The following is a 17,937-nucleotide window of genomic DNA, read 5'->3' as shown; positions in this document are numbered from 1 at the left end:
CGCCTTCTGCAGGACCGTGGGGTCTAGGCTTCCACCCTGAACGTCAGCCCCGCGTGGTCCTGCAGCCGCTTGATCAGCTTGTGCTGCATCGCTGCGCCCGGCGTCCAGAAGCCGGCGGCGACATCAGTCGCATCACGCAGCATGCAGATCGCGCATTCGGAGATCATCTTCGAGGTCGAGCCGTAGCCGGGATCGCGGTCGCCGGTGACGCCGGCACGCACCATGCGACCGTCCGGCGCGATCGCGACATAGAGCAGGTTGAACAGACCGTTCTCCCGCTCTTCCTTCGACGGCCCCTCGCCCGGCTTGGGCGCGTTCGGGCCGGTCTTCTCGGCGTTGGCCGCCATCACACGTTTCGCGTTGGCCTCGCCTTTTTCGCCGGGACCGGTCAGGACCATCTCGTCGTAGACGAAGTCCTGGCCGTAGGGGAAGCCCATCAGCATGTTGGAGCGATGGACGTTGCGCGTGTTGATCAGCGCCATCATGAACGGCGCGGCCCAGGATTGCAGATCCTCCTCGAGCAGCGCCCTGTTGCCCTTCGGCTGTTTCGGACCGGTGAAGCCCGGCGTCAGCGCGAACGGATCGTTCAGGATCGCAACGAGGCTGATATCCTTTGCGACCGCATCGAAGGTCGCCTTCGCGCTCGCCGCCGTTCCGCCCGAGAGCGTACCGCGCATGTCGCGCACGCGCCCCTTCACGCGCGCGGCGGGAGCGCCGAACGCGCGTTTGGCCTCGTCCTGCACGAAGAACGCGCCGAGCTCGAACGGCACGGAATCGAAGCCGCACGAGAACACGATGCGTGCGCCGCTCTGCTTCGCCGCCGCCTCGTACTTGTCGATCATCTGCCGCATCCAGACCGGCTCGCCGCACAGATCGAAATAATCCGTGCCGCCAGCAACGCAGGCCGCGAGCAGGTCCTCGCCATAGAATTGATACGGACCGACCGTCGTGACGACCGACCTCGTCTGCGCCACCATCGCCTTCAGCGAGGCGGCATCCGACGCATCGGCGACGATCAGCGGCGTATCCGCGGGCGCGCCTATCGCATCGCGCACCGTTTTCAGCTTGTCGAGGCTACGGCCTGCCATCGCCCATTTGAGCGCCTTGTCGTCCTTGTAATGTGCCGCCAAGTATTCGGCGACGAGCTGGCCGGTGAAACCGGTCGCACCGTAGACGACGATGTCGAATTCCTGAGAGCTCATGGTCGTCCCTTACTTTTTCGCGTAACTCACGCCCATGCCGGCACGGACGTCGCTTTGAATACCATAGGGCGGGATCGGATAGCGCAGGCCGTTCTTCGCCAGCGCCTTCATCCCCTCGATCGCCTTGGCGAGATGGGAGGGCTTCAAGGCCATCAGCATCTCCTCGTCCGGCACGCCGCCATAGCGCCGTTCGGCATAGCATGGCAAGGACAGGCTGGGCTCGCCGGTCTTGAGCGCCCTGCCCCAGGAATCCGCGCAAGCGGTCTCGCCGACCACGCCCCATTCGAACTTCTTGTAGCCGGTATACTGCAGGCCGTTGATCAGGATGATCATCTGCCCGGGTGTCGCGTAGACGAGGCAGATGTCGGGCGGATCGAGCCGGCCGCTCTGGAGCGGACTGACCGCGAGCGCCTGGTAGTGCCCGAACGGCACGACGTCCAGCGCCTCCTGGCGCTTGCGCGCATCTTCGGCCGTGCCGTGCCATACGCCGACATAGTTTTCGCCGGCGAGCCATTTTTCGTCCTGTGGCGCGAGGCCGATCACCGCACGGCACTGTGCGCCGACCAGATCGTCGCCGGTGATGCCGACGGTCCAGCCCAGACGCGCGGCCATGCTAACGATCTGGTCGGTGGTATGGATCGCGTTCGGCCGCCGGATTTTCGGGATCGCCTCCATCTCCGCGGCTTGCGCGAACAGCTTCATGCCGATCACCGTCGTCTTCAGTCGCAACAGGCTATTGAGATCGGCGACGAGGCCGGCAAGATCGATCCTGTCTGCGCTCTGCTGCTGCATGGCATCCTCCGGGGCCGGCGATCGCGCGCCGGTGCTGTGTTCTTGTTTTGCAGCCCCCGTTCTAGTCCTTGCCCGGTCCCGGAAGCAACTCGCCGGTCCGTCCCGTGATGCGGTACGCCACAAGGCCGATCCATTCGCGCATGGCGACGTCGGTCTTGCTGAGGCCCTCCGCGCCGTTGCGGGTGAAGGCGAAAAGCGCGTCGCGCCCGCCCATCCGCCAGTCGACGGGATAGGCCTCGACGTCAAATCCGGCCTTGCGGAAGGTCCCCATCGCGCGCGGCATGTGGAAGGCCGAGGTGACCAGGAGCCACCGTTCGCCCGGCTTCGGCATCACCAGCTGCTTCGTGAAGATCGCGTTCTCCCAGGTGTTGCGGGACTCGCGCTCGAGGATCAGCCGCTCCTTCGCGATGCCCAGGCTTTCCAGGATCGGCGCGGAATAGTCGGCTTCCTTGGCCTCGGTCGAGATCAGGTTCGCCGAGCCTCCGGTGAAGACGACGCGCGCATTCGGATAACGGCGCGCGAGCTCGGCCGGCGCAAAGAAGCGATCGGCGGCGTGCGAGACCACCGGCGTGCGGTGCGCCGCCGACAAGTCGGAATCGACGGAGCCGCCGAGCACGATGATGCCGTCGGGCGCGCCGCGCGAGGAGTCCCACGCCGGAAACCGCGATTCCAGCGGGTACATCAGGAGATTGCCGAGTGGCGAAAATGCAACCAACGCCAGCAGGACCAGCGTGGTCACGGCCAGCTTGCGGCCGAGCGATGCAAAGCGCGTCACCATCAGCAGCAGCGACAGGATTCCGAGCTCGATCAGCAGATTGATCGGCAGCAGCGCGGTGCCGAGCGTCTTGGAAAGGACGAAATACAGGGGAGCCTCGCTGGAATGATCATGCCGGACTTGACCGGCCCATCCTTCTTCAGAAAATCTTCTTGAAAGAGGATCGATCGCCGGGTCAAGCCCGGGCTTATCAGGTTCTCATGACGAGCTCTGATGAAACCGGACGGACGCGACAAATGACCCATCATCACCTGCATTCAAGCCCCGAGACCTGCCATTGGGGCTTCTTCGAAGCCGCCCTCAAGCCCGTCCTCACCATCGCGAGCGGCGACGAGGTGACGGCCGACACCATCAGCGGCGGCCCGGACGTGCTGCCCGACCGCAACAAGTTTCACATTCCGCCGGAGATGCACGAGGTTCATGCCAAGAACGAGCGCATGCTGCCCGGCCACATCCTCACCGGCCCGGTCGCGGTCGAGGGCGCCGAGCCCGGCGACGTGCTCGCGGTCGAGATCCTCGACGTCCAGCTCCGGCAGGACTGGGGCTGGAACATGATCAAGCCGCTGTCGGGCACCCTGCCCGATGATTTCCACGCGACGCGTGTTCTCAACATCCCGCTGGACCAGACGCGGATGGTTGGCCGCATGCCGTGGGGCCTCGACCTGCCCCTCAAACCGTTCTTCGGCGTGATGGGCGTGTCGCCGCCGCCGGCTTGGGGCCGCATCTCCTCGCTGGTCCCGCGCGCGATGGGCGGCAATCTCGACAACAAGGAGCTTGGTGCGGGGGCGACACTGTACCTGCCGGTGTTCGTGCCGGGCGCGCTGTTCTCCTGCGGCGACGGTCATGGTGTGCAGGGCGATGGCGAGGTCTGCGTCACCGCGATCGAGACCGGGCTCCGGGGCCGCTTTCGGCTGACCCTGCGCAAGGATCTCAAGTTCGACTATCCCCGCGCCGAGACGGCGACGCACTACATCACCATGGCGATGGACCCCGACCTCGACCAGTGCGCGGTGCGCGCGCTACGCGACATGATCGTGCTGCTCGGCGAGGTGCGAAACCTGTCACGCGAGGATGCCTACACGCTGTGCAGCCTGGCGGCCGATCTCAGGGTGACCCAGACCGTCAATGGCGCCAAGGGCATCCATTGCATGATCGAAAAGGCGATCGCGCACGGCTGAGCCAAACCGCCTTCCCTGACCTGCTGACGCCACGCCGCCGCCCTGCCTTCCGGGCGGCGCGCTGAGCCGCGCCAAATTTCACGTGTGATTCCAACGGGCTGAGCCACGAACTCAACCTGCATTTGACTTCCACCCCTGAACCTAAATAGAGTCTTAATCGTTACTTTTATGTACCCGAGTAAGAGGCTAGCGTTCGGCCATGGCCACCGAAAAAGCCGAGACTGACCGCATTCCCGTAACCTTGGCGCTCTCGACCATCACCTACCTGGAGAAACTGGTGAGACAGGGCACCCATGGCACCAGCGTTCCCGGCGTCGCGCGGACATTGATCGAGGAAGGCATCCGTCTCGCCATCAAGGACGGGCTTTTGTCGATTCGCGACAATGGCAGGACGTGAGCGCGCAGCGGACGCGAGGCGGACGGATCTTGCGATGCGGATGGCCAACATCTGCAACCTGGGACCGTTACAATGCCTGTTCTCTCACCTACCTGGACTGACGAGCGAATTGAACTTCTGAAGCAGCATTTCGAAGCCGGCCTCTCCTGTCGCGAGATCGCGGCCGATATCGGCGTCAGCCGCAATGCCGTGATCGGCAAGCTGTCCCGGCTCAATCTGACGCGCAGCCGCGCGGTCGAAGACCGCAGGCTCGAGCGAAGCCTTGCGCCGCCGGCCCGCGCGACCCGCGCCGTACCGCGGCTGCAATACGAGATGCTTGCCACGATCTACGGCGAGACCGGCGCGCCCGTGATGGCCGGGCCGATCGATGACACCAATCGCTGCTCACTGCTCGAGCTGTCCGAGAATCGCTGCCGCTGGCCGATCTCGTCGCCGGGCGAAGAAGATTTCTGCTTCTGCGGCAACGCCGCGCCCGACGGCCAGCCCTATTGCGCCGGCCACAGCCGCCTCGCCTACCGGCCGAATTCGCGTGCCCGCGTGATGCGCGGCTAGCTTGTTGGTTGGCGCGTTTTCCTGACGCGAACCGGTATCGACTTCGCTCGAAAACGCTTTCCCCCCAAAAACGAAAAACCTCCGGCGGGGCATCACCGGAGGTCTCTGGAGGCTTAGCGTGAAGCTAAGAGCCGTGACTTTCGTAATCGGCTGAAGAGAATATAGCTGATCAAGTCAGGTAAGTAAATAAGTTTGAAGACGATCGAATCGCATGGCTCGTCTTCGTGGCCTGCAGAGGCTGCCGGATTTTCCGAAATCCGTCCCTGCCAGAAGGCCCCTCTCGCAAAAAAGCCCCGGCGGTGTCCCGCCGGGGCTAAGGTCAGATCAGACAGACCTTGAGCTTACCAGTTGCGCTGGGCGCGCAACAGCAGGCTGTAGGTGTCCTGGTCCTTCAGCTCGTAGGTGGCCGCCGGCTTGGCGACGCTCGTCAGAGCACCGGTCGTGATCGTGCCCGAGTACTTCTGGTCGAGATGGCTGTAGGTGAAGTCGGCCGAGAAGGTCAGGTTCTTCACCGGCGTCCAGCGGGTGATGACACCCACCTGGCCGATGTTGAAGTCCGGGTTGCAGGTGCCGGTCAGGGTGGCGAACGCGGCGCTGCCGCAGATCAGGCCCTTGGCCGTGCCGCTGTAGTTGACCGCAGCCCACGCGCCGTACAGCGCCGTGTTCCAGTACGGGCTCCAGTTGTGGGTGTAGGCACCACGGAAGCCGTAGGTCTTGGTCAGCTCCATGCCACCGCCGGGAGCGAACACAGCGTCAGACACGCCGGCAAAGCCGATGCTCTGATAGGCGGCGTTCGAGCTGCCGAACATCGAGTAGCTGGTCGCGGCCAGCTCCTGGAAGTTGTAGCGGCTCGCACCGTCGGTGTAGACGCCCGAGATGTTGATCACGTCGCCAGCGCCGGTCGGGATGTTCTTGATCTGCAAGGCGAGCTGAACGGCCCAGCCCCACTTGTCTTCGGGGTGACCGGTGATTTCGCTCGCACCGTAGTAGGCGGCGTGGTTGTCGTGCGCGGCGACCGACGCCTGGAACAGACCCCAGGCCTGATCGACGCGGACCATGCCGACGAGGTCCGGAGACCGGGTGCCGCCGAGCGTGTTCGAGCCGTAGGCACCGCCGAGAACGCCGGTGGTGGACATGCCCGCGGTGTTCCAGATCGCGGTCTGGAAGACCTGCGTCTGGTCCTGCGCCGAGAACGCAGCCGTCACGCCCTGACCGAAATCAGCGGTGTAGGTGATCTGGGCGACGCCGTTGGTGGTGCCGCTGCCGCCGACCAGCTGGTCGAAGTTGTTGCCGGGATAGTTGATCCAGGGCGCGTCGAACTGCGACACGGCCTTACCGAGAGTGAAGCCGGCGAACTGGATGAAGGCGTAGTAGACGCCGAGCGCGCCGCCCGAGATCGCACCGTCGGTGCCGTTGACGGCGCCGCCGGTCGAACCGACGAGGCCGGTGCCGGCCGCGTTGAGGCCGAGCGTGCCGCTGTACTGGGTCCCGCCAGTGCCCGAGCCGGTGCCGACATAGTTGCCGGTCGTCCAGGTGAAGACCGCGTCGAAATAGGTGCGGACCACGCCGTATTCGGTCGCGGTGCGCGTGTCGATGTTGAGATCTTCACGAGCGCGCATCGAGTAGTAGTTCGTCAGGCGGTTGTTGGCCGCGAAGACGTTGTTGTAGGAAGCGCTGTAGTTGCCGCCGGAATTCAGCGCGACTTCGGCACGCAGATAGCCGCCCAGCTTGATGCAGGTGTCGCTGCCCGGGATGTAGTAGAAACCCGCGCCGTAGAGCGAGCAGACCTTCACGTACTCGACCGCCTTGGCCTTGACCGGAAGATCAGCCGCCTGAGCTCCACCGACGGCGATCAGACCCGCCGCAGTGCCGAGCAAAAGGCTCTTCACCACTTTCATTTAAAACCTCCAAGTTCTCATTTTACGGAGACCGGACCGTGAGGCCCCCCAGATCCCCATCTCTTCAAATCCGCTCGGCCGCTTCGCGCTTTCGGACACACCCGCATTCGACGCGAGGTACGTGAGCGAACCACCTGCAACGGGACGATCGAGTACCCCCCACCGTCACGGAGCAATATGCCTGCGCCGTTCCGCTAATCAAAATAGTTTATCTGCTCAGCTTTGTTGTTTCATTAAACCTGTGCCCCGCGGGCAACACCAGGGTCGACCGATCTGCTGAGTCGGTCATCTTTGTAATTTTAGTGACAAAATTACCCTGCTCTGCACTTGCGTCAGAGCAGGCTTGCGTGGACTATGGCCTTCCACGACACCAGCCCAGAAGAATCAGATCACGGGAGTGACGCTGTGTCCGCAACGAGGAAGGAAGGAGCGCGCCTGCGCTCCATCGGAAATCTCGATATCATCCGGCGTTTCACCTGGGAGATATCGTCGATCAACATGTATCTGGAAGAACTGCGTCAGTTCTGGGCCAGAACGCTCGGCATCAGCGGCCCGCAATGGCTGATCCTGATGGCGATCTCCGACCTCGACAAGGACGACGGCATCCCGGTCAACGTGGTCTCCAAGCTGCTCCACGTCGATCCGTCCTTCGTCACGACCCAGTCCAAGCTGCTCGAGAAGAAGGGCCTGTTGCGCCGTCGCCCCTCCCCGACCGACGCCAGGGTGGTCCGCCTCTCCCTGACCGAGAAGACGCAGAAGCACCTGGCGAGCCTCAACGAGCAGTACAAGACCATCAAGGAATTCGTCTTCCAGGAGTTCGACGAGAACGAGCTCACCGAGTTCACCGCCAAGCTAGCGACGCTGAAGACCCGCCTGGAGAAGGCTTGCGTCCGTCTCAGCCTCGAGTTCTGACGCGCGACGCCGCCGCTAGAGCATGATCCGGAAAAGTGCGCAGCGGTTTTCCGAAAAGATCGTGCTCAAACAATTACCTAAAGCGCGATGACGATTCGTCCTGATCTCATCGCGCTTTAGATGCGCGCGGCACCGAGCCGCGATTCGAGCCAGTCGAAGATGTATTCGTTGGCAAGACTCGGATTATCCGCATGCGCTTGCGCTGCGCCGGTCTCCGCCGCGGTGAACACCTTGAGCATGACATCCGAGCTGCCGAGCCGGGAGGTCTGAACGATCTGACGGGCCCGATCGGCCTTGAGCCAGCCGTCCTCGCCCAGCGTGATCAGCACCGGACAATCGGCGCTGGAGGCCATCAGCGGCGCGTGCGGCACCGGGACGATGCTGACGTCGCTCATGGCAAACCGGCTGGCGAAAAAGGCGCGCTCGTGCAGGTCCCACAGCCCGCCATCGCAGACGGCGGCGGCAAGCCGCGGCTCCTGCAACACGGCGCGCGCCACGAAGGAAGAGCCCCAGCCATCGGCGACGATCGCAACGCGGTCGAAATCGACGTCGCGGCGGGTCTCCAGATAGTCCATGACGCCCGGAATCGCGCTCTCGAGATCCCGCCGCCGCAACAGCACGTCGAGATAATCGTCGCGCTGCTCGCCGAACAGATCCAGCGCCAGCATCGAGAAGCCGCGCTCGCGCGCATGCGGCGCGAGCTTGAACAGGAACTCCTCCTTGCGGTGGCCGGGCTCGCCGATGCAGATCACGGTCGGAGCCCGCCCGCCTGCCGCCGTCGCGGGCAGGAAGTAGCCCTGCAAGGCATGATCCTCGATCCAGGGTATCGTCACGACCTCGCCGGACGGGCTGCGCGCCGTGAGATAGCGGCGAGCGCATTCCTGCATCGCGAGCACCGCAACCCAGCGCCGCTCGTCGGCCTGGTCCAGCGGCATCGCCGCTGCGCCATAGTAGTTCAGCGCACGCAGCCAATTGCGCTGCGCCGTCGCCATGTGGCCTTCGGTGAAGGCGGCTTCGGCACGCTGACGGTTCACTTGCGCGAGCTTCTTCCACTCGCGATGCCAGGATTGCTCGTCGCCCCGCTTGAGCTGGCGCGCGATCATCAGACATTCTGCGATCGTGGCGCCGCCCTCCTGGGCCGCGGTGAGGAGCCGCGTGAATTCAGCGGAGATGTCCTCTCTCTCCGGGCAGAGGGTCCATTCGTCGGAGAGGCATGCGGGTATCATCGGGAGCTACGCTCTATCATCGCGTTACCCCTGATTCACTAAACTATTTTGGTTCCCTGACCAAGACGCCGTGCGCCGAATGAGACCCGTTTAACATCACCATCGCTTGAACGATGCTTGATGGGCAGCGGTGTCGCATGCGTGACATTCCAATTCGTCATAAGGCGCCGGACATTGGCAGGAGGTGGCACGTAAAATCATCGGCGCACCTCTTGCCATGACGCGCATCATACATACATCCGCGCGCCATCGTTGACGGCGTCAGCAGGCAGGTTCAGCCGAGACGCCAGCCGACCTCCTGCGTGAAACTTTCGTAGAAGGCGCGGTCATAGGCTTGCTCCGGCGTGGCGCGCACGCGCTCGTCAAGACGCTTTGCATCGTCGCCCACAAGAATCCGCCATCGCTCCGCCCTGACCCCGTCGAGAATGATCTTGGCGGCCTGCGCGGCGGTCGTCGGCGCATCCTCGAGGAAGCTGCGGGCGCGCTCGGCGAACACCGCCTGGATATCCTCATCCGACATCCTGTCGGCATCCGGCACGCCGGCCACAACCATCCGCTTGCGGGTCAGCGCGACCTCGTCGGCGTTGAGGCGGTCGGAGCCGTCACTGCTCTGCACCTTGCGTGAATTGGAAACGATCGAGGTGCCGATGTGGCCGGGCATCACCACCGAGCATTTGACGTGCGGTGCATGCAGGCGCAGGTCGTTGATCAGCGCCTCGGTAAATCCCTTCACCGCGAACTTGGCCGAGCTGTAGGCGGTGTGCGCCTGGTTCATGCCGATCGAGGCCCAGAAACCGTTGACGCTCGCGGTGTTGACGATGTGGGCCTCATCCGCGGCGACCAGCATCGGCAGGAAAGTGCGCACGCCGAGATAGACCCCGCCCCAGCAGATGTTGAAGGTACGCTCCCACTGCTCGCGCGTGTTGGTGAACAGACTGCCGCCGCCACCGATGCCGGCATTGTTGAACAACAGATGGATCTTGTCGGTCTTCTGCTGCTCGGCGAGCTCGTCGCGAAAACGCTTGAGGTGATCCTCGATCGCGACGTCGGCGACATGCGTCGTGATGCGCAGTCCCTGCGGCAGCTTCTCGACCTCGCAGAGCCGCCTGGTCTCGGCCATCGCCGCTTCCGAGACGTCGCACATCGCGACATTGCAGCCCTCGGCAACGAGCTGCCGGGCGAGCTCGCGTCCCATGCCCGTGCCGCCGCCGGTGATGACGGCGATCTTTCCTGCAAAATCCTTCATGGGACGTCGATCCCTCCCCTTGTCGGTCTGTTTCTTTGTGGCCGCGCCACCGACAGCGGCGCGCGCAAAATGTAGCAGCACCGCTTCTGCGCGCAAAAGCGGATCGACACGGCGCGCCGATCAAACATTGCGCCTTATTTCGACGCGCGGACTATTCCGCGCGAATCCGAGACGTGACGAGCTCGGCACGACCCGCAGCTGCCGGCTGACCACGCGATGCACAGCGTATCGAGGCACTGGCCGCCGCTGTGGCGCGGCCGCCACAGGCGATTGATCCCGCCGGTTCCCCGTATTTGTCCGGCTTCGGTTTAAGGGCAATTTTTTTACAATCCGAATCGCCCACTGGAACCGGACGCTGGGTCGAGTCGGCTAGGCCAGCGTGTTGTTTGCGTCACAGGCTCTGGCACTCCGCTTGCATCCTCTTCGTGGTCAGAAACTACCGATGAGGTGACTGGAATGTTCGTGACTGTCGTAGCCGTGCTCTGCCGGCTTGGTGCATCCGCCACAGGCGGCTGCGTCGAAGAAATCGTGACCGACAGCAACATGACGCCCGAGATGTCGATGATGCAGTGTGCGGTCGGCGCACAGGCCCCCTTGGCGAAATGGATGGGCGAACATCCGATCTATCACGCCAATTGGCGCCTCGAGCGCTACAAATGCGTGCCGGGCCATTACGAGATCAAGGGCCACGCCTAAGGGCCCGCAAAACGACGTCCATCCGAGGAAACGCCCGGGGGCTGCCTTGTCCCTCTATGCGGATACAGCGCCAGACTCATCGAGGCGGCGCCTTGCGTGACAATGGTCACGCCTTTCCCTCAAGCCACCGCTCGCAAAATGATCCCGCGCGCTTGCCGCCCTTCCGGCGTCGGCATCAGCGCATAATTGTGCGGCTGGTCACGGAGCAGATGCAGCTCGACCGGCACGCCCACCGCCCTCGCCCGCTCCGCAAGATCGACGCTGTCGGGATAGAGCAGATCGCGCGTGCCGGAAAAGATCGTCATCGGCGCAAGCGCGCGGAAGGCGCCATTGAGCGGGCTGACGAAGGGATGGCCGACATCGAGCTCGCCGGCATAGAGGCGCGCGGCCTCGACGATCCCCGGGATGTCCTGGATCGGATCGCGCGCCGCGATCGCCGTCTGCTCCGGGCGGCTGACCGAGGCCTCGGCCGCAGGCGAGATCAGCATCAGCCGGTTCGGCTGCCGATGGCCGCGATCGCGCAGCCATTGGCATGCGGCGAGCGCGAGGCCCGCGCCGGCCGAATTGCCGACCACCGTGACCTTTGCCGGCCCGGCATCCTCCAGCAGCATCCGCAGCAGCTCGGCCGTCGCCGGCACGACGTCCTTCGCCGTGGCGCGCGGCGCCAGCGGATAGATCGGCACGACGCAGACGACGCGCGCCTTGCGCGTCATCTGGCCGATGAAGCGCCAATGCGCCGGCACGATCTCGTTGATGTAGCCGCCGCCATGCAGGAACATGACGAAGTTGCAGCCCTCATGACCCGACGACGGCGCCGTGTAGTAGACCGGCCAGCCGCCCATCTTGGTCAGCGTCGCCTCGACGCCGCGGCCAAGTCCCGTCGGCTCGAACGAGGCCGGCTGCAACGCGAGCTTCTGCACATGGGCCTGCACCGCCTCGGCTGACGCGAGCTGCTCCTTATACGGGCGCTGCCGCAGCAGCAGGTTGAAGGCGCGGCTTTGCAGACTCGGCGCCGGATCGCGCGGCGCCTGCGCACCGAACATGCAACCGCCGGGGCAAAACTGCAAAGCCGACACAAGTCTTGCAACGCTCATGGTCCGTTCTCCGCCTTGGCTCAGCATCCATATGGCGACAAAGCAGCTTGCCGGAAGGCCGCACTTCGCCGTTATAATGCGAGTGATCGCTCGTTTTTCCTACTCGCATTTGGATTCGACGCCATGGCGCGCAGGCCGCCGACAAAACCCCGGAAAAATGCCTCGCAAGCGCGCTCGCGCGCCACCGTCGACGCGCTGATCGAGGCAACCGCTCGCATTCTGGTCCGCGAAGGTTTCGAGAAGACCAGCACCAACCGCATCGCCGAAATCGCTGGCGTCAGCGTCGGCTCGCTCTACCAGTATTTTCCGAGCAAGGAGGCGCTGGTCGCTGCCGTGATCGACCGTCACAACGACGAGATCATGCAAATCGTCCGCGCCGCCTTCGTCGAGGTCGCGGAGATGCCGGTCGAGAAGGCGGTGCGCCGGCTCGTCACGGTCGCAATCGAGGCCCATCACATCGATCCGAACCTGCATCGCGTCCTCGCCGAGCAGATCCCGCGCTCGGGGCGGCTGGCCGAAGTCGAGGCCTTCAATCACGAGGTCCACGCCCTCGTGCGCGCCTATTTCGAAAGCCGTCGCAAGGAGATGCGCAAGATCGACCTCGATATGGCGACCTTCATCTGCGTCAGCGCGATCGAGGCGGTGGCGCACAACACGGTGCTGCACCAGGCCGACATGCTGTCCGATAAGACGGTGAAGGTGCTGGTCGACGAGACGACAAGGATGGTGGCGGGCTACTTGCGTCCATCCGCTTAGCACGCGCCGCCCTGTTACAGATCTGTCGCACTTCAAGAAAGCGTGCGCGAGCCTCGTCGAGGTCTTGAACTTGGCGAAAAAGCCCCACTTATCCGGCGAGCGACAAAATACCTGAGAAAGTCAGCTAATGCAGTCACCAGAATGGAAGGCAATGAGCGTCGCCGGAACGATTTCGCTCCTGTCGGTGACCCTGCTGGCCGCCGACGCAACGCTCGACCTGAGCGCCAGCGGGTTCGCCAAGCGCCTCGAAAGCGCGCAGGCGTCCATCGTGGACGCGGTGGGACCGCGCCAGCTCGCCTTCGCCGTCCGGACCTGGGCCCATGGCAAGCCACTGCCCGAGCAGCAGTGCGAGCATAGCGCGGCGATCGCGCAAAGCTTTGGTCCATTTGAGAAGAAAATGGTCGGAGCGAGAGGATTTGAACCTCCGACCCCTAGTCTCCCAGACTAGTGCGCTAACCGGGCTGCGCCACGCTCCGAATGCCGTTCCATTAGCTAGGATCGCCGCGTTGCGCAAGGCGAGGTCACACCATTTTGGTGTCGCGATCTGATTGGCCCCGAGCCCAGCTTCCCGGAACTGCCCGCAAAGCCGGCGAAAAGCGCCTCAGCCGTCCTTCAGCGCCTGATCCAGCATCTCCCGGCAGGCGACGAGGTCGGCGAGCGCACGCCCGAGTCGCTCCCGGTCGACGGCGCTGGGGCCCGCCGGCGCGGCAGCGCCGCCCTTGCGGAAGGTGGTGAGGATTTCCTCGTCATCGACCTCCGTGAAGCGGAAGTCGATGCCCTCCTCCTCATCCCCCTGGTAATCGTCATCGTCAGCGTCAGTGATGCCCGTGATGGGAGCCTCGTCGTCCGGCTCCATCAGGCTCTGGCCGATGGCGTCCTCGATGGCCCCGAACGAGACCGCAGCCGCACCGTCTGCGAGGCCCTGCACCGACTTGACGCCATGCTCCTTCAGGATCCGCTGCACGCCGCGGATGGTGTAACCCTCGCCGTAGAGCAGACGGCGGATGCCCTTGAGCAGATCGACGTCGTCGGGGCGGTAGTAGCGGCGGCCGCCGCTGCGCTTCATCGGCTTGATCTGGGAGAATCGGGTCTCCCAGAACCGCAGCACGTGCTGCGGAATGTCGAGTTCCTGCGCTACTTCGCTGATGGTTCGGAACGCATCCGGCGCCTTGTCCAAATGCCAAATCCTTATCCGGAGGGCGGTTACGCCTCGGGTTGAACCTTGCTGCCATCGCCGTTGGTACGGTGCTGGGCGTTGATCCGTTGCTTCAAGATCGCCGACGGCTTGAACACCATCACCCGGCGCGGCGAGATCGGCACTTCGGTGCCGGTCTTCGGGTTACGGCCGATGCGCTGACCTTTCTTGCGCACCATGAAGGAACCGAACGAGGACAGCTTCACCGTCTCGCCCTTTTCCAGGCAGTCGGTGATCTCCTTCAGCACGAGTTCCACGAAGGCGGACGATTCCGTACGCGACAGGCCCACCTTCTGGTAGACGGCTTCGCAGAGATCGACACGCGTTACGGTTTTACTTTGATCGGTCATCGCCCTGCCCCACATCACGGCGAACAATTGTTGTCTGAAATTATGAGGTTACGGCACGGCGGTCAACAGGGCTCATCAATGCAGACGCATCGATAATCGGCGCTGATTCCGGCAAAATTTTATCGACTGTCGCTACCAGCGCACCAGCGCGGAGCCCCAGGTGAAGCCGCCGCCCATCGCTTCCAGCAGCACCAGGTCGCCGCGCTTGATGCGGCCGTCCTTGCGCGCCACCGACAGTGCCAGCGGGATCGAGGCCGCCGAGGTGTTGCCGTGACGGTCCACCGTCAGCACCACCTTCTGCGGTGCGATATGAAGTTTGTGCGCGGAGGCATCGATGATTCGCTTGTTGGCCTGGTGCGGCACGAACCAGTCGATGCTGTCGGCATTGAGCCCGGTCGCCTCAAAGGCATCGACGATCACGTCCGTGATCATGCCGACCGCATGCTTGAAGACCTCGCGGCCCTCCATGCGCAGATGGCCGACGGTCTGGGTCGAGGACGGTCCGCCGTCGACGAACAGTTTTGCCTTGTGGCGGCCATCGGAGCGCAGATGCGTGGTCACAACGCCGCGGTCGGTCGCGGCCTTGCCCGGCTGCTCCTGCGCTTCCAGCACTACCGCGCCGGCGCCGTCGCCGAACAGCACGCAGGTGCCGCGGTCGTTCCAGTCGAGGATGCGCGAGAAGGTCTCCGCACCGATCACCAGCGCACGCTTGAAGGCGCCGGTGCGCAGGAAATTGTCGGCGGTGGCGAGTGCGAACACGAAGCCCGAGCACACCGCTTGGAGATCGAACGCGGCGCCATGGTTGATGCCGAGCCCGTGCTGCACAGCGACAGCGGTTGCCGGGAATGTATTGTCGGGCGTCGAGGTCGCCAGCACGATCAGCTCGATCGATTGCGCGTCGATGCCGGCATCGGTGAGCGCGGCCTGCGCCGCCTTGATCGCCAAATGCGAGGTGAACTCGCCCTCGGCCGCGATGTGCCGCTCGCGAATGCCGGTGCGCTGCACGATCCACTCGTCGGACGTGTCGATACGCGCCGCCAATTGGGCGTTGGTCACCACCTGCTCCGGCAGGTAGGAGCCGCAGCCGAGCACGACCGAACGAATTTGAGTCACGAAACAGCCTCCTGCGCGGACTGCACGGAATTGAGTGCACCACCCTCGCGGTTGAGCATCTGATTGATCTTGTTCAGGAGATCGTAGTGAGCCATCTCATAGCCAACATCGATCGCATAGGCAAAGCCTTCGGCGTTGATTCCGCCATGGCTTTTGACCACCAGTCCGTTGAGCCCCAGCAACACCCCGCCGTTGGACTTGTTGGGGTCCATCTTGTTGCGCAGGGCCCGGAAGGCGCTGCGGGCAAAGAGATAGCCGAGCTTGGACAGCCAGCTCCGTTGCATCTCGTTGCGGAGTAATTCCGCCATCTGCCGTGCGGTTCCCTCGGCGGCCTTGAGCGCGATATTGCCGCTGTAGCCTTCGGTCACGATGACGTCGGCCAGCCCCTTGCCGATGCCGTCGCCCTCGATGAAGCCGATATAGTCGAGTTCCGGCAGGTTCCGCGCACGCAGGATTTCACCGGCCTCGCGGATCTCCTCGTGTCCCTTGATTTCCTCGGTCCCGATGTTGAGCAGGCCGACCGTCGGACGCGGCTTGTTGAATTGCACGCTCGCCATGGCCGCGCCCATCACCGCGAGCGCCACCAGATGTCGCGCGTCGCCGCCGATGGTGGCGCCCAGGTCGAGCACGACGGATTCGCCGCGCCTGGTCGGCCATATCGCGCTGATGGCCGGGCGGTCGATACCCGGCAGCGTGCGCAGGTGGAAGCGCGACATCGCCATCAGCGCGCCGGTATTGCCGGCGGAAACCGCGACATCCGCCTCGCCCTTCTTCACCGCGTCGATGGCAAGCCACATCGAGGAGGTCTTGCGGCCGCGCCGCAGTGCCTGGCTCGGCTTGTCGGAGCCGCTGACGGCAACGTCGGTGTGGATGATCTTCGAAGCGGCCTTGAGGGCGGGATGTTTCTCGAGCTCTGGCTCGATCCTGGCGCGGTCCCCGACCAGCAGGAATTCGGTGTTGCGATGCCTGCCAAGCGAGATGGCAGCGCCTGGAATGACCACGGCGGCGCCGGCGTCGCCCCCCATGGCGTCCAGCGCGATGCGAACCTTACTTAGCATGAAAGTCCTGGAAACCTGGTCTGGTGCGGTCTTGAACGAGCGGGGCCGCGAAATGGGTTCGCCGTTGATTTGGCGACCGGCCAAGCGCCCCGCCGCACCCGGACCGCGGCGCGACAATAGCGTTTTGTTATCCCGAAACAACCTCTTGCCCCCAGCCTTTTGCATTCAGGACGATCGGCTGGCGGGCGGTCAAATTCGAGATAAAGCACAATAAAATCAAATGGATGAAACTGCTCTTCAAACCATCCCGGCAAACGCCTCGCGCTCCCTCGCAAGGCGCTCACTTGGAAATGCCGGGCTATCGGCCTTTCTTCTCGTCCTGAAGCGCCTTCAGCGCCGCGAACGGATGATCCTCCGGATCGGGAGCGGTGACCTCCGCCTCGAATACGGCCCCCGGCTTGCGGGGATAGGGGTCGATCGCCAGGAACAGCGCATCGGTGGCGAGCCGGCCGAGATCGATGATGCCGCCGACGATGGCCTCCGGCGGGTCGGCGACCTCCGGAGGCTCCTCGTCGTCCTGGCCCTCCTCGATCAGGTCGGCGAGGCGCCGCGCCTCGGCTTCGGGCGCGAACATCAGGTCCACCTCCTCCTCGATCTCGTTCTCGATCGGATCGAGCGTCACCACGCAGGTCTGGCCGATTCTGGCGCGGACGTGGCCCGTGACCTGGTAGCGGCCGCCGCTTTTCGGCACGACGTCGAAGCTGGCCTTGGCGGACAGGATCTCGCGAAGGCCGGCGAGCTCTGCCATGGCCTGCCGCTCAGCGGCCGACGCCTCGAGCTCGCGATAGAGGCCGGTGTCTGGAATCTGCGCAACGATGACAGGGGCCCGCCAGGGATCGGGCTCGGTTCCGGTGTGCGGTCGGCTCATGGCGAAAGATCCTCGGAAAGCGCCGGGGGAAACTTGAAGGACGCGCGCAGCAGCGCGGCCTCGCTGGTCCGAGCAAGATCGGCCTCCGTAGCCCGGGCGTAAGCCGCGAGCCGCCGTGCCTGGTCCAGACCGGACCCATTCAAGATATTCTTGCAGATCGCCGCCGCCAGCGCCTCACCGCCGACTTCGATCGCCTGGTCGTAGGCCTGCACCCGGCCGTAAAACGCCTCGCCGAAGGCCCGCATTCGCTTCGGCACGGTCTGGTCGCCGACCCCCATCTCGCGCAGATTGTCGTCCATGTCCTCGCAGAAGCGGTCGAACAGCGCCTGCGACAGCTCGGTGGCGCCCTGGACTGTGCGCAGGCGGCGCAGCACCAGCCAGAGATGCAGCAGCAACAGGTCGAAACGCCCGTTAACCGTATCGGACACGCCCAAGTCGCGGTAAAATATGGGTTGTCGCGCCTGCGTCACGATCATGCCATAGATGGCTTCAATGGTGCCGGCCGGGGCTAGCCGGGGTTTCCTGAAGTGATTGAACGGCCAAAGCATTGTGGTTTCCGCAAGCGGGCGCGCGCGTGTTGCATTCAGAGCCTCCGCCCGGTACTTCAGCGCCTCGCGCGACGCAAGGGG

19 protein-coding genes and 1 tRNA gene are annotated in these 17,937 nt (G+C 64.2%); 6 read left to right on the top strand and 14 right to left on the bottom strand.

The features are described 5' to 3' along the window. Positions 1–23 precede the first annotated feature (23 nt). The 3 genes from BRAGE_RS0112960 to BRAGE_RS0112950 all read right to left on the bottom strand — a co-directional run bounded on the left by BRAGE_RS0112960 (position 24) and on the right by BRAGE_RS0112950 (position 2,772). Positions 24–1,202 (bottom strand): saccharopine dehydrogenase family protein, encoded by a 1,179-nt coding sequence (locus BRAGE_RS0112960; protein WP_027559547.1) that lies wholly within the window; start codon positions 1,200–1,202, stop codon positions 24–26. A gap of 9 nt (positions 1,203–1,211) precedes the next feature. After that, entirely contained in the window at positions 1,212–1,994 is a 783-nt protein-coding gene (locus BRAGE_RS0112955; protein WP_027559548.1) for a DUF169 domain-containing protein, read from the bottom strand. 61 nt (positions 1,995–2,055) lie between these two features. Next, a complete protein-coding gene (locus tag BRAGE_RS0112950; protein ID WP_231164040.1) occupies positions 2,056–2,772 on the bottom strand; it encodes a YdcF family protein in 717 nt (238 codons plus the stop codon). A gap of 233 nt (positions 2,773–3,005) precedes the next feature. Between BRAGE_RS0112950 and BRAGE_RS0112945 the strand changes: the two genes are divergently transcribed. The 3 genes from BRAGE_RS0112945 (at position 3,006) to BRAGE_RS0112935 (ending at position 4,896) form a co-directional block, all read left to right on the top strand. After that, positions 3,006–3,947 carry an acetamidase/formamidase family protein gene (locus BRAGE_RS0112945; RefSeq protein ID WP_027559550.1) on the top strand — a complete coding sequence of 314 codons (942 nt, stop codon included), beginning with the start codon at positions 3,006–3,008 and terminating at the stop codon, positions 3,945–3,947. Between the two features lie 199 nt (positions 3,948–4,146). After that, positions 4,147–4,344, top strand: coding sequence for a hypothetical protein (locus BRAGE_RS0112940; protein WP_007603456.1), 198 nt, complete (start codon positions 4,147–4,149; stop codon positions 4,342–4,344). Between the two features lie 72 nt (positions 4,345–4,416). Further along, a complete protein-coding gene (locus BRAGE_RS0112935) occupies positions 4,417–4,896 on the top strand; it encodes a GcrA family cell cycle regulator (protein ID WP_027559551.1) in 480 nt (159 codons plus the stop codon). Between the two features lie 341 nt (positions 4,897–5,237). Here BRAGE_RS0112935 and BRAGE_RS0112930 read toward each other — a convergent pair whose 3' ends face one another. Then, positions 5,238–6,794, bottom strand: coding sequence for a porin (locus BRAGE_RS0112930; protein WP_027559552.1), 1,557 nt, complete (start codon positions 6,792–6,794; stop codon positions 5,238–5,240). 405 nt (positions 6,795–7,199) lie between these two features. Between BRAGE_RS0112930 and BRAGE_RS0112925 the strand changes: the two genes are divergently transcribed. Then, on the top strand, positions 7,200–7,706 hold the full coding sequence (locus BRAGE_RS0112925; protein WP_027559553.1) for a MarR family winged helix-turn-helix transcriptional regulator: 507 nt from the start codon (positions 7,200–7,202) through the stop codon (positions 7,704–7,706). Between the two features lie 116 nt (positions 7,707–7,822). Here BRAGE_RS0112925 and BRAGE_RS0112920 read toward each other — a convergent pair whose 3' ends face one another. Both BRAGE_RS0112920 and BRAGE_RS0112915 read right to left on the bottom strand, forming a co-directional pair. Further along, positions 7,823–8,932 (bottom strand): alpha/beta hydrolase family protein, encoded by a 1,110-nt coding sequence (locus BRAGE_RS0112920; protein WP_027559554.1) that lies wholly within the window; start codon positions 8,930–8,932, stop codon positions 7,823–7,825. Positions 8,933–9,206: 274 nt separating this feature from the next. Next, entirely contained in the window at positions 9,207–10,178 is a 972-nt protein-coding gene (locus BRAGE_RS0112915) for an SDR family NAD(P)-dependent oxidoreductase (protein WP_027559555.1), read from the bottom strand. Between the two features lie 456 nt (positions 10,179–10,634). Between BRAGE_RS0112915 and BRAGE_RS0112910 the strand changes: the two genes are divergently transcribed. After that, positions 10,635–10,874, top strand: coding sequence for a hypothetical protein (locus BRAGE_RS0112910; protein ID WP_027559556.1), 240 nt, complete (start codon positions 10,635–10,637; stop codon positions 10,872–10,874). 119 nt (positions 10,875–10,993) lie between these two features. Here the strand turns inward: BRAGE_RS0112910 and BRAGE_RS0112905 are convergent, their stop codons facing one another. After that, positions 10,994–11,968: an alpha/beta fold hydrolase gene (locus BRAGE_RS0112905; protein WP_027559557.1), complete on the bottom strand. Its 975-nt coding sequence runs from the start codon at positions 11,966–11,968 to the stop codon at positions 10,994–10,996. 123 nt (positions 11,969–12,091) lie between these two features. Here BRAGE_RS0112905 and BRAGE_RS0112900 point away from each other — a divergent pair, with 123 nt between their 5' ends. Continuing rightward, positions 12,092–12,724: a TetR/AcrR family transcriptional regulator gene (locus tag BRAGE_RS0112900; RefSeq protein ID WP_027559558.1), complete on the top strand. Its 633-nt coding sequence runs from the start codon at positions 12,092–12,094 to the stop codon at positions 12,722–12,724. A 398-nt stretch (positions 12,725–13,122) separates the two neighbouring features. On the opposite strand, the gene BRAGE_RS0112890 is transcribed toward BRAGE_RS0112900, so the two are convergent. The 7 genes from BRAGE_RS0112890 to BRAGE_RS0112860 form a co-directional block, all read right to left on the bottom strand. Beyond that, positions 13,123–13,200: transfer RNA gene (locus BRAGE_RS0112890), tRNA-Pro, on the bottom strand. 125 nt (positions 13,201–13,325) lie between these two features. Beyond that, positions 13,326–13,901, bottom strand: coding sequence for a MerR family transcriptional regulator (locus tag BRAGE_RS0112885; RefSeq protein ID WP_027559560.1), 576 nt, complete (start codon positions 13,899–13,901; stop codon positions 13,326–13,328). 26 nt (positions 13,902–13,927) lie between these two features. Then, positions 13,928–14,269 carry an integration host factor subunit alpha gene (locus BRAGE_RS0112880; protein ID WP_026311906.1) on the bottom strand — a complete coding sequence of 114 codons (342 nt, stop codon included), beginning with the start codon at positions 14,267–14,269 and terminating at the stop codon, positions 13,928–13,930. Between the two features lie 132 nt (positions 14,270–14,401). Beyond that, on the bottom strand, positions 14,402–15,382 hold the full coding sequence (locus BRAGE_RS0112875) for a beta-ketoacyl-ACP synthase III (protein WP_027559561.1): 981 nt from the start codon (positions 15,380–15,382) through the stop codon (positions 14,402–14,404). Continuing rightward, on the bottom strand, positions 15,379–16,440 hold the full coding sequence (gene plsX / locus BRAGE_RS0112870; protein ID WP_027559562.1) for a phosphate acyltransferase PlsX: 1,062 nt from the start codon (positions 16,438–16,440) through the stop codon (positions 15,379–15,381). Before plsX ends, BRAGE_RS0112875 begins: the two co-directional genes overlap by 4 nt. A 298-nt stretch (positions 16,441–16,738) precedes the next feature. After that, on the bottom strand, positions 16,739–17,308 hold the full coding sequence (locus BRAGE_RS0112865) for a YceD family protein (RefSeq protein WP_027559563.1): 570 nt from the start codon (positions 17,306–17,308) through the stop codon (positions 16,739–16,741). Further along, positions 17,305–17,856, bottom strand: a complete 552-nt coding sequence (locus BRAGE_RS0112860) for a ubiquinol-cytochrome C chaperone family protein (protein WP_027559564.1) — start codon at positions 17,854–17,856, stop codon at positions 17,305–17,307. The genes BRAGE_RS0112865 and BRAGE_RS0112860 overlap by 4 nt, the downstream gene beginning before the upstream one ends. Between the last annotated feature and the right edge of the window lie 81 nt (positions 17,857–17,937).

Origin of the sequence: Bradyrhizobium genosp. SA-4 str. CB756 (genome assembly GCF_000473125.1) — a bacterium.
GTDB lineage: Bacteria > Pseudomonadota > Alphaproteobacteria > Rhizobiales > Xanthobacteraceae > Bradyrhizobium > Bradyrhizobium arachidis.
This window is presented reverse-complemented; position numbering and strand designations above follow the sequence as displayed.

Excerpts from the sequence above, each read along its gene's own strand:
- BRAGE_RS0112960 (WP_027559547.1), bottom strand. The coding sequence starts at position 1,202 with ATGAGCTCTCAGGAATTCGACATCGTCGTCTACGGTGCGACCGGTTTC.
- BRAGE_RS0112955 (WP_027559548.1), bottom strand. The coding sequence starts at position 1,994 with ATGCAGCAGCAGAGCGCAGACAGGATCGATCTTGCCGGCCTCGTCGCC.
- BRAGE_RS0112950 (WP_231164040.1), bottom strand. The coding sequence starts at position 2,772 with ATGGTGACGCGCTTTGCATCGCTCGGCCGCAAGCTGGCCGTGACCACG.
- BRAGE_RS0112945 (WP_027559550.1), top strand. The coding sequence starts at position 3,006 with ATGACCCATCATCACCTGCATTCAAGCCCCGAGACCTGCCATTGGGGC.
- BRAGE_RS0112940 (WP_007603456.1), top strand. The coding sequence starts at position 4,147 with ATGGCCACCGAAAAAGCCGAGACTGACCGCATTCCCGTAACCTTGGCG.
- BRAGE_RS0112935 (WP_027559551.1), top strand. The coding sequence starts at position 4,417 with ATGCCTGTTCTCTCACCTACCTGGACTGACGAGCGAATTGAACTTCTG.
- BRAGE_RS0112930 (WP_027559552.1), bottom strand. The coding sequence starts at position 6,794 with ATGAAAGTGGTGAAGAGCCTTTTGCTCGGCACTGCGGCGGGTCTGATC.
- BRAGE_RS0112920 (WP_027559554.1), bottom strand. The coding sequence starts at position 8,932 with ATGATACCCGCATGCCTCTCCGACGAATGGACCCTCTGCCCGGAGAGA.
- BRAGE_RS0112915 (WP_027559555.1), bottom strand. The coding sequence starts at position 10,178 with ATGAAGGATTTTGCAGGAAAGATCGCCGTCATCACCGGCGGCGGCACG.
- BRAGE_RS0112910 (WP_027559556.1), top strand. The coding sequence starts at position 10,635 with ATGTTCGTGACTGTCGTAGCCGTGCTCTGCCGGCTTGGTGCATCCGCC.
- BRAGE_RS0112905 (WP_027559557.1), bottom strand. The coding sequence starts at position 11,968 with ATGAGCGTTGCAAGACTTGTGTCGGCTTTGCAGTTTTGCCCCGGCGGT.
- BRAGE_RS0112900 (WP_027559558.1), top strand. The coding sequence starts at position 12,092 with ATGGCGCGCAGGCCGCCGACAAAACCCCGGAAAAATGCCTCGCAAGCG.
- BRAGE_RS0112880 (WP_026311906.1), bottom strand. The coding sequence starts at position 14,269 with ATGACCGATCAAAGTAAAACCGTAACGCGTGTCGATCTCTGCGAAGCC.
- plsX (WP_027559562.1), bottom strand. The coding sequence starts at position 16,440 with ATGCTAAGTAAGGTTCGCATCGCGCTGGACGCCATGGGGGGCGACGCC.
- BRAGE_RS0112865 (WP_027559563.1), bottom strand. The coding sequence starts at position 17,308 with ATGAGCCGACCGCACACCGGAACCGAGCCCGATCCCTGGCGGGCCCCT.
- BRAGE_RS0112860 (WP_027559564.1), bottom strand. The coding sequence starts at position 17,856 with ATGCTTTGGCCGTTCAATCACTTCAGGAAACCCCGGCTAGCCCCGGCC.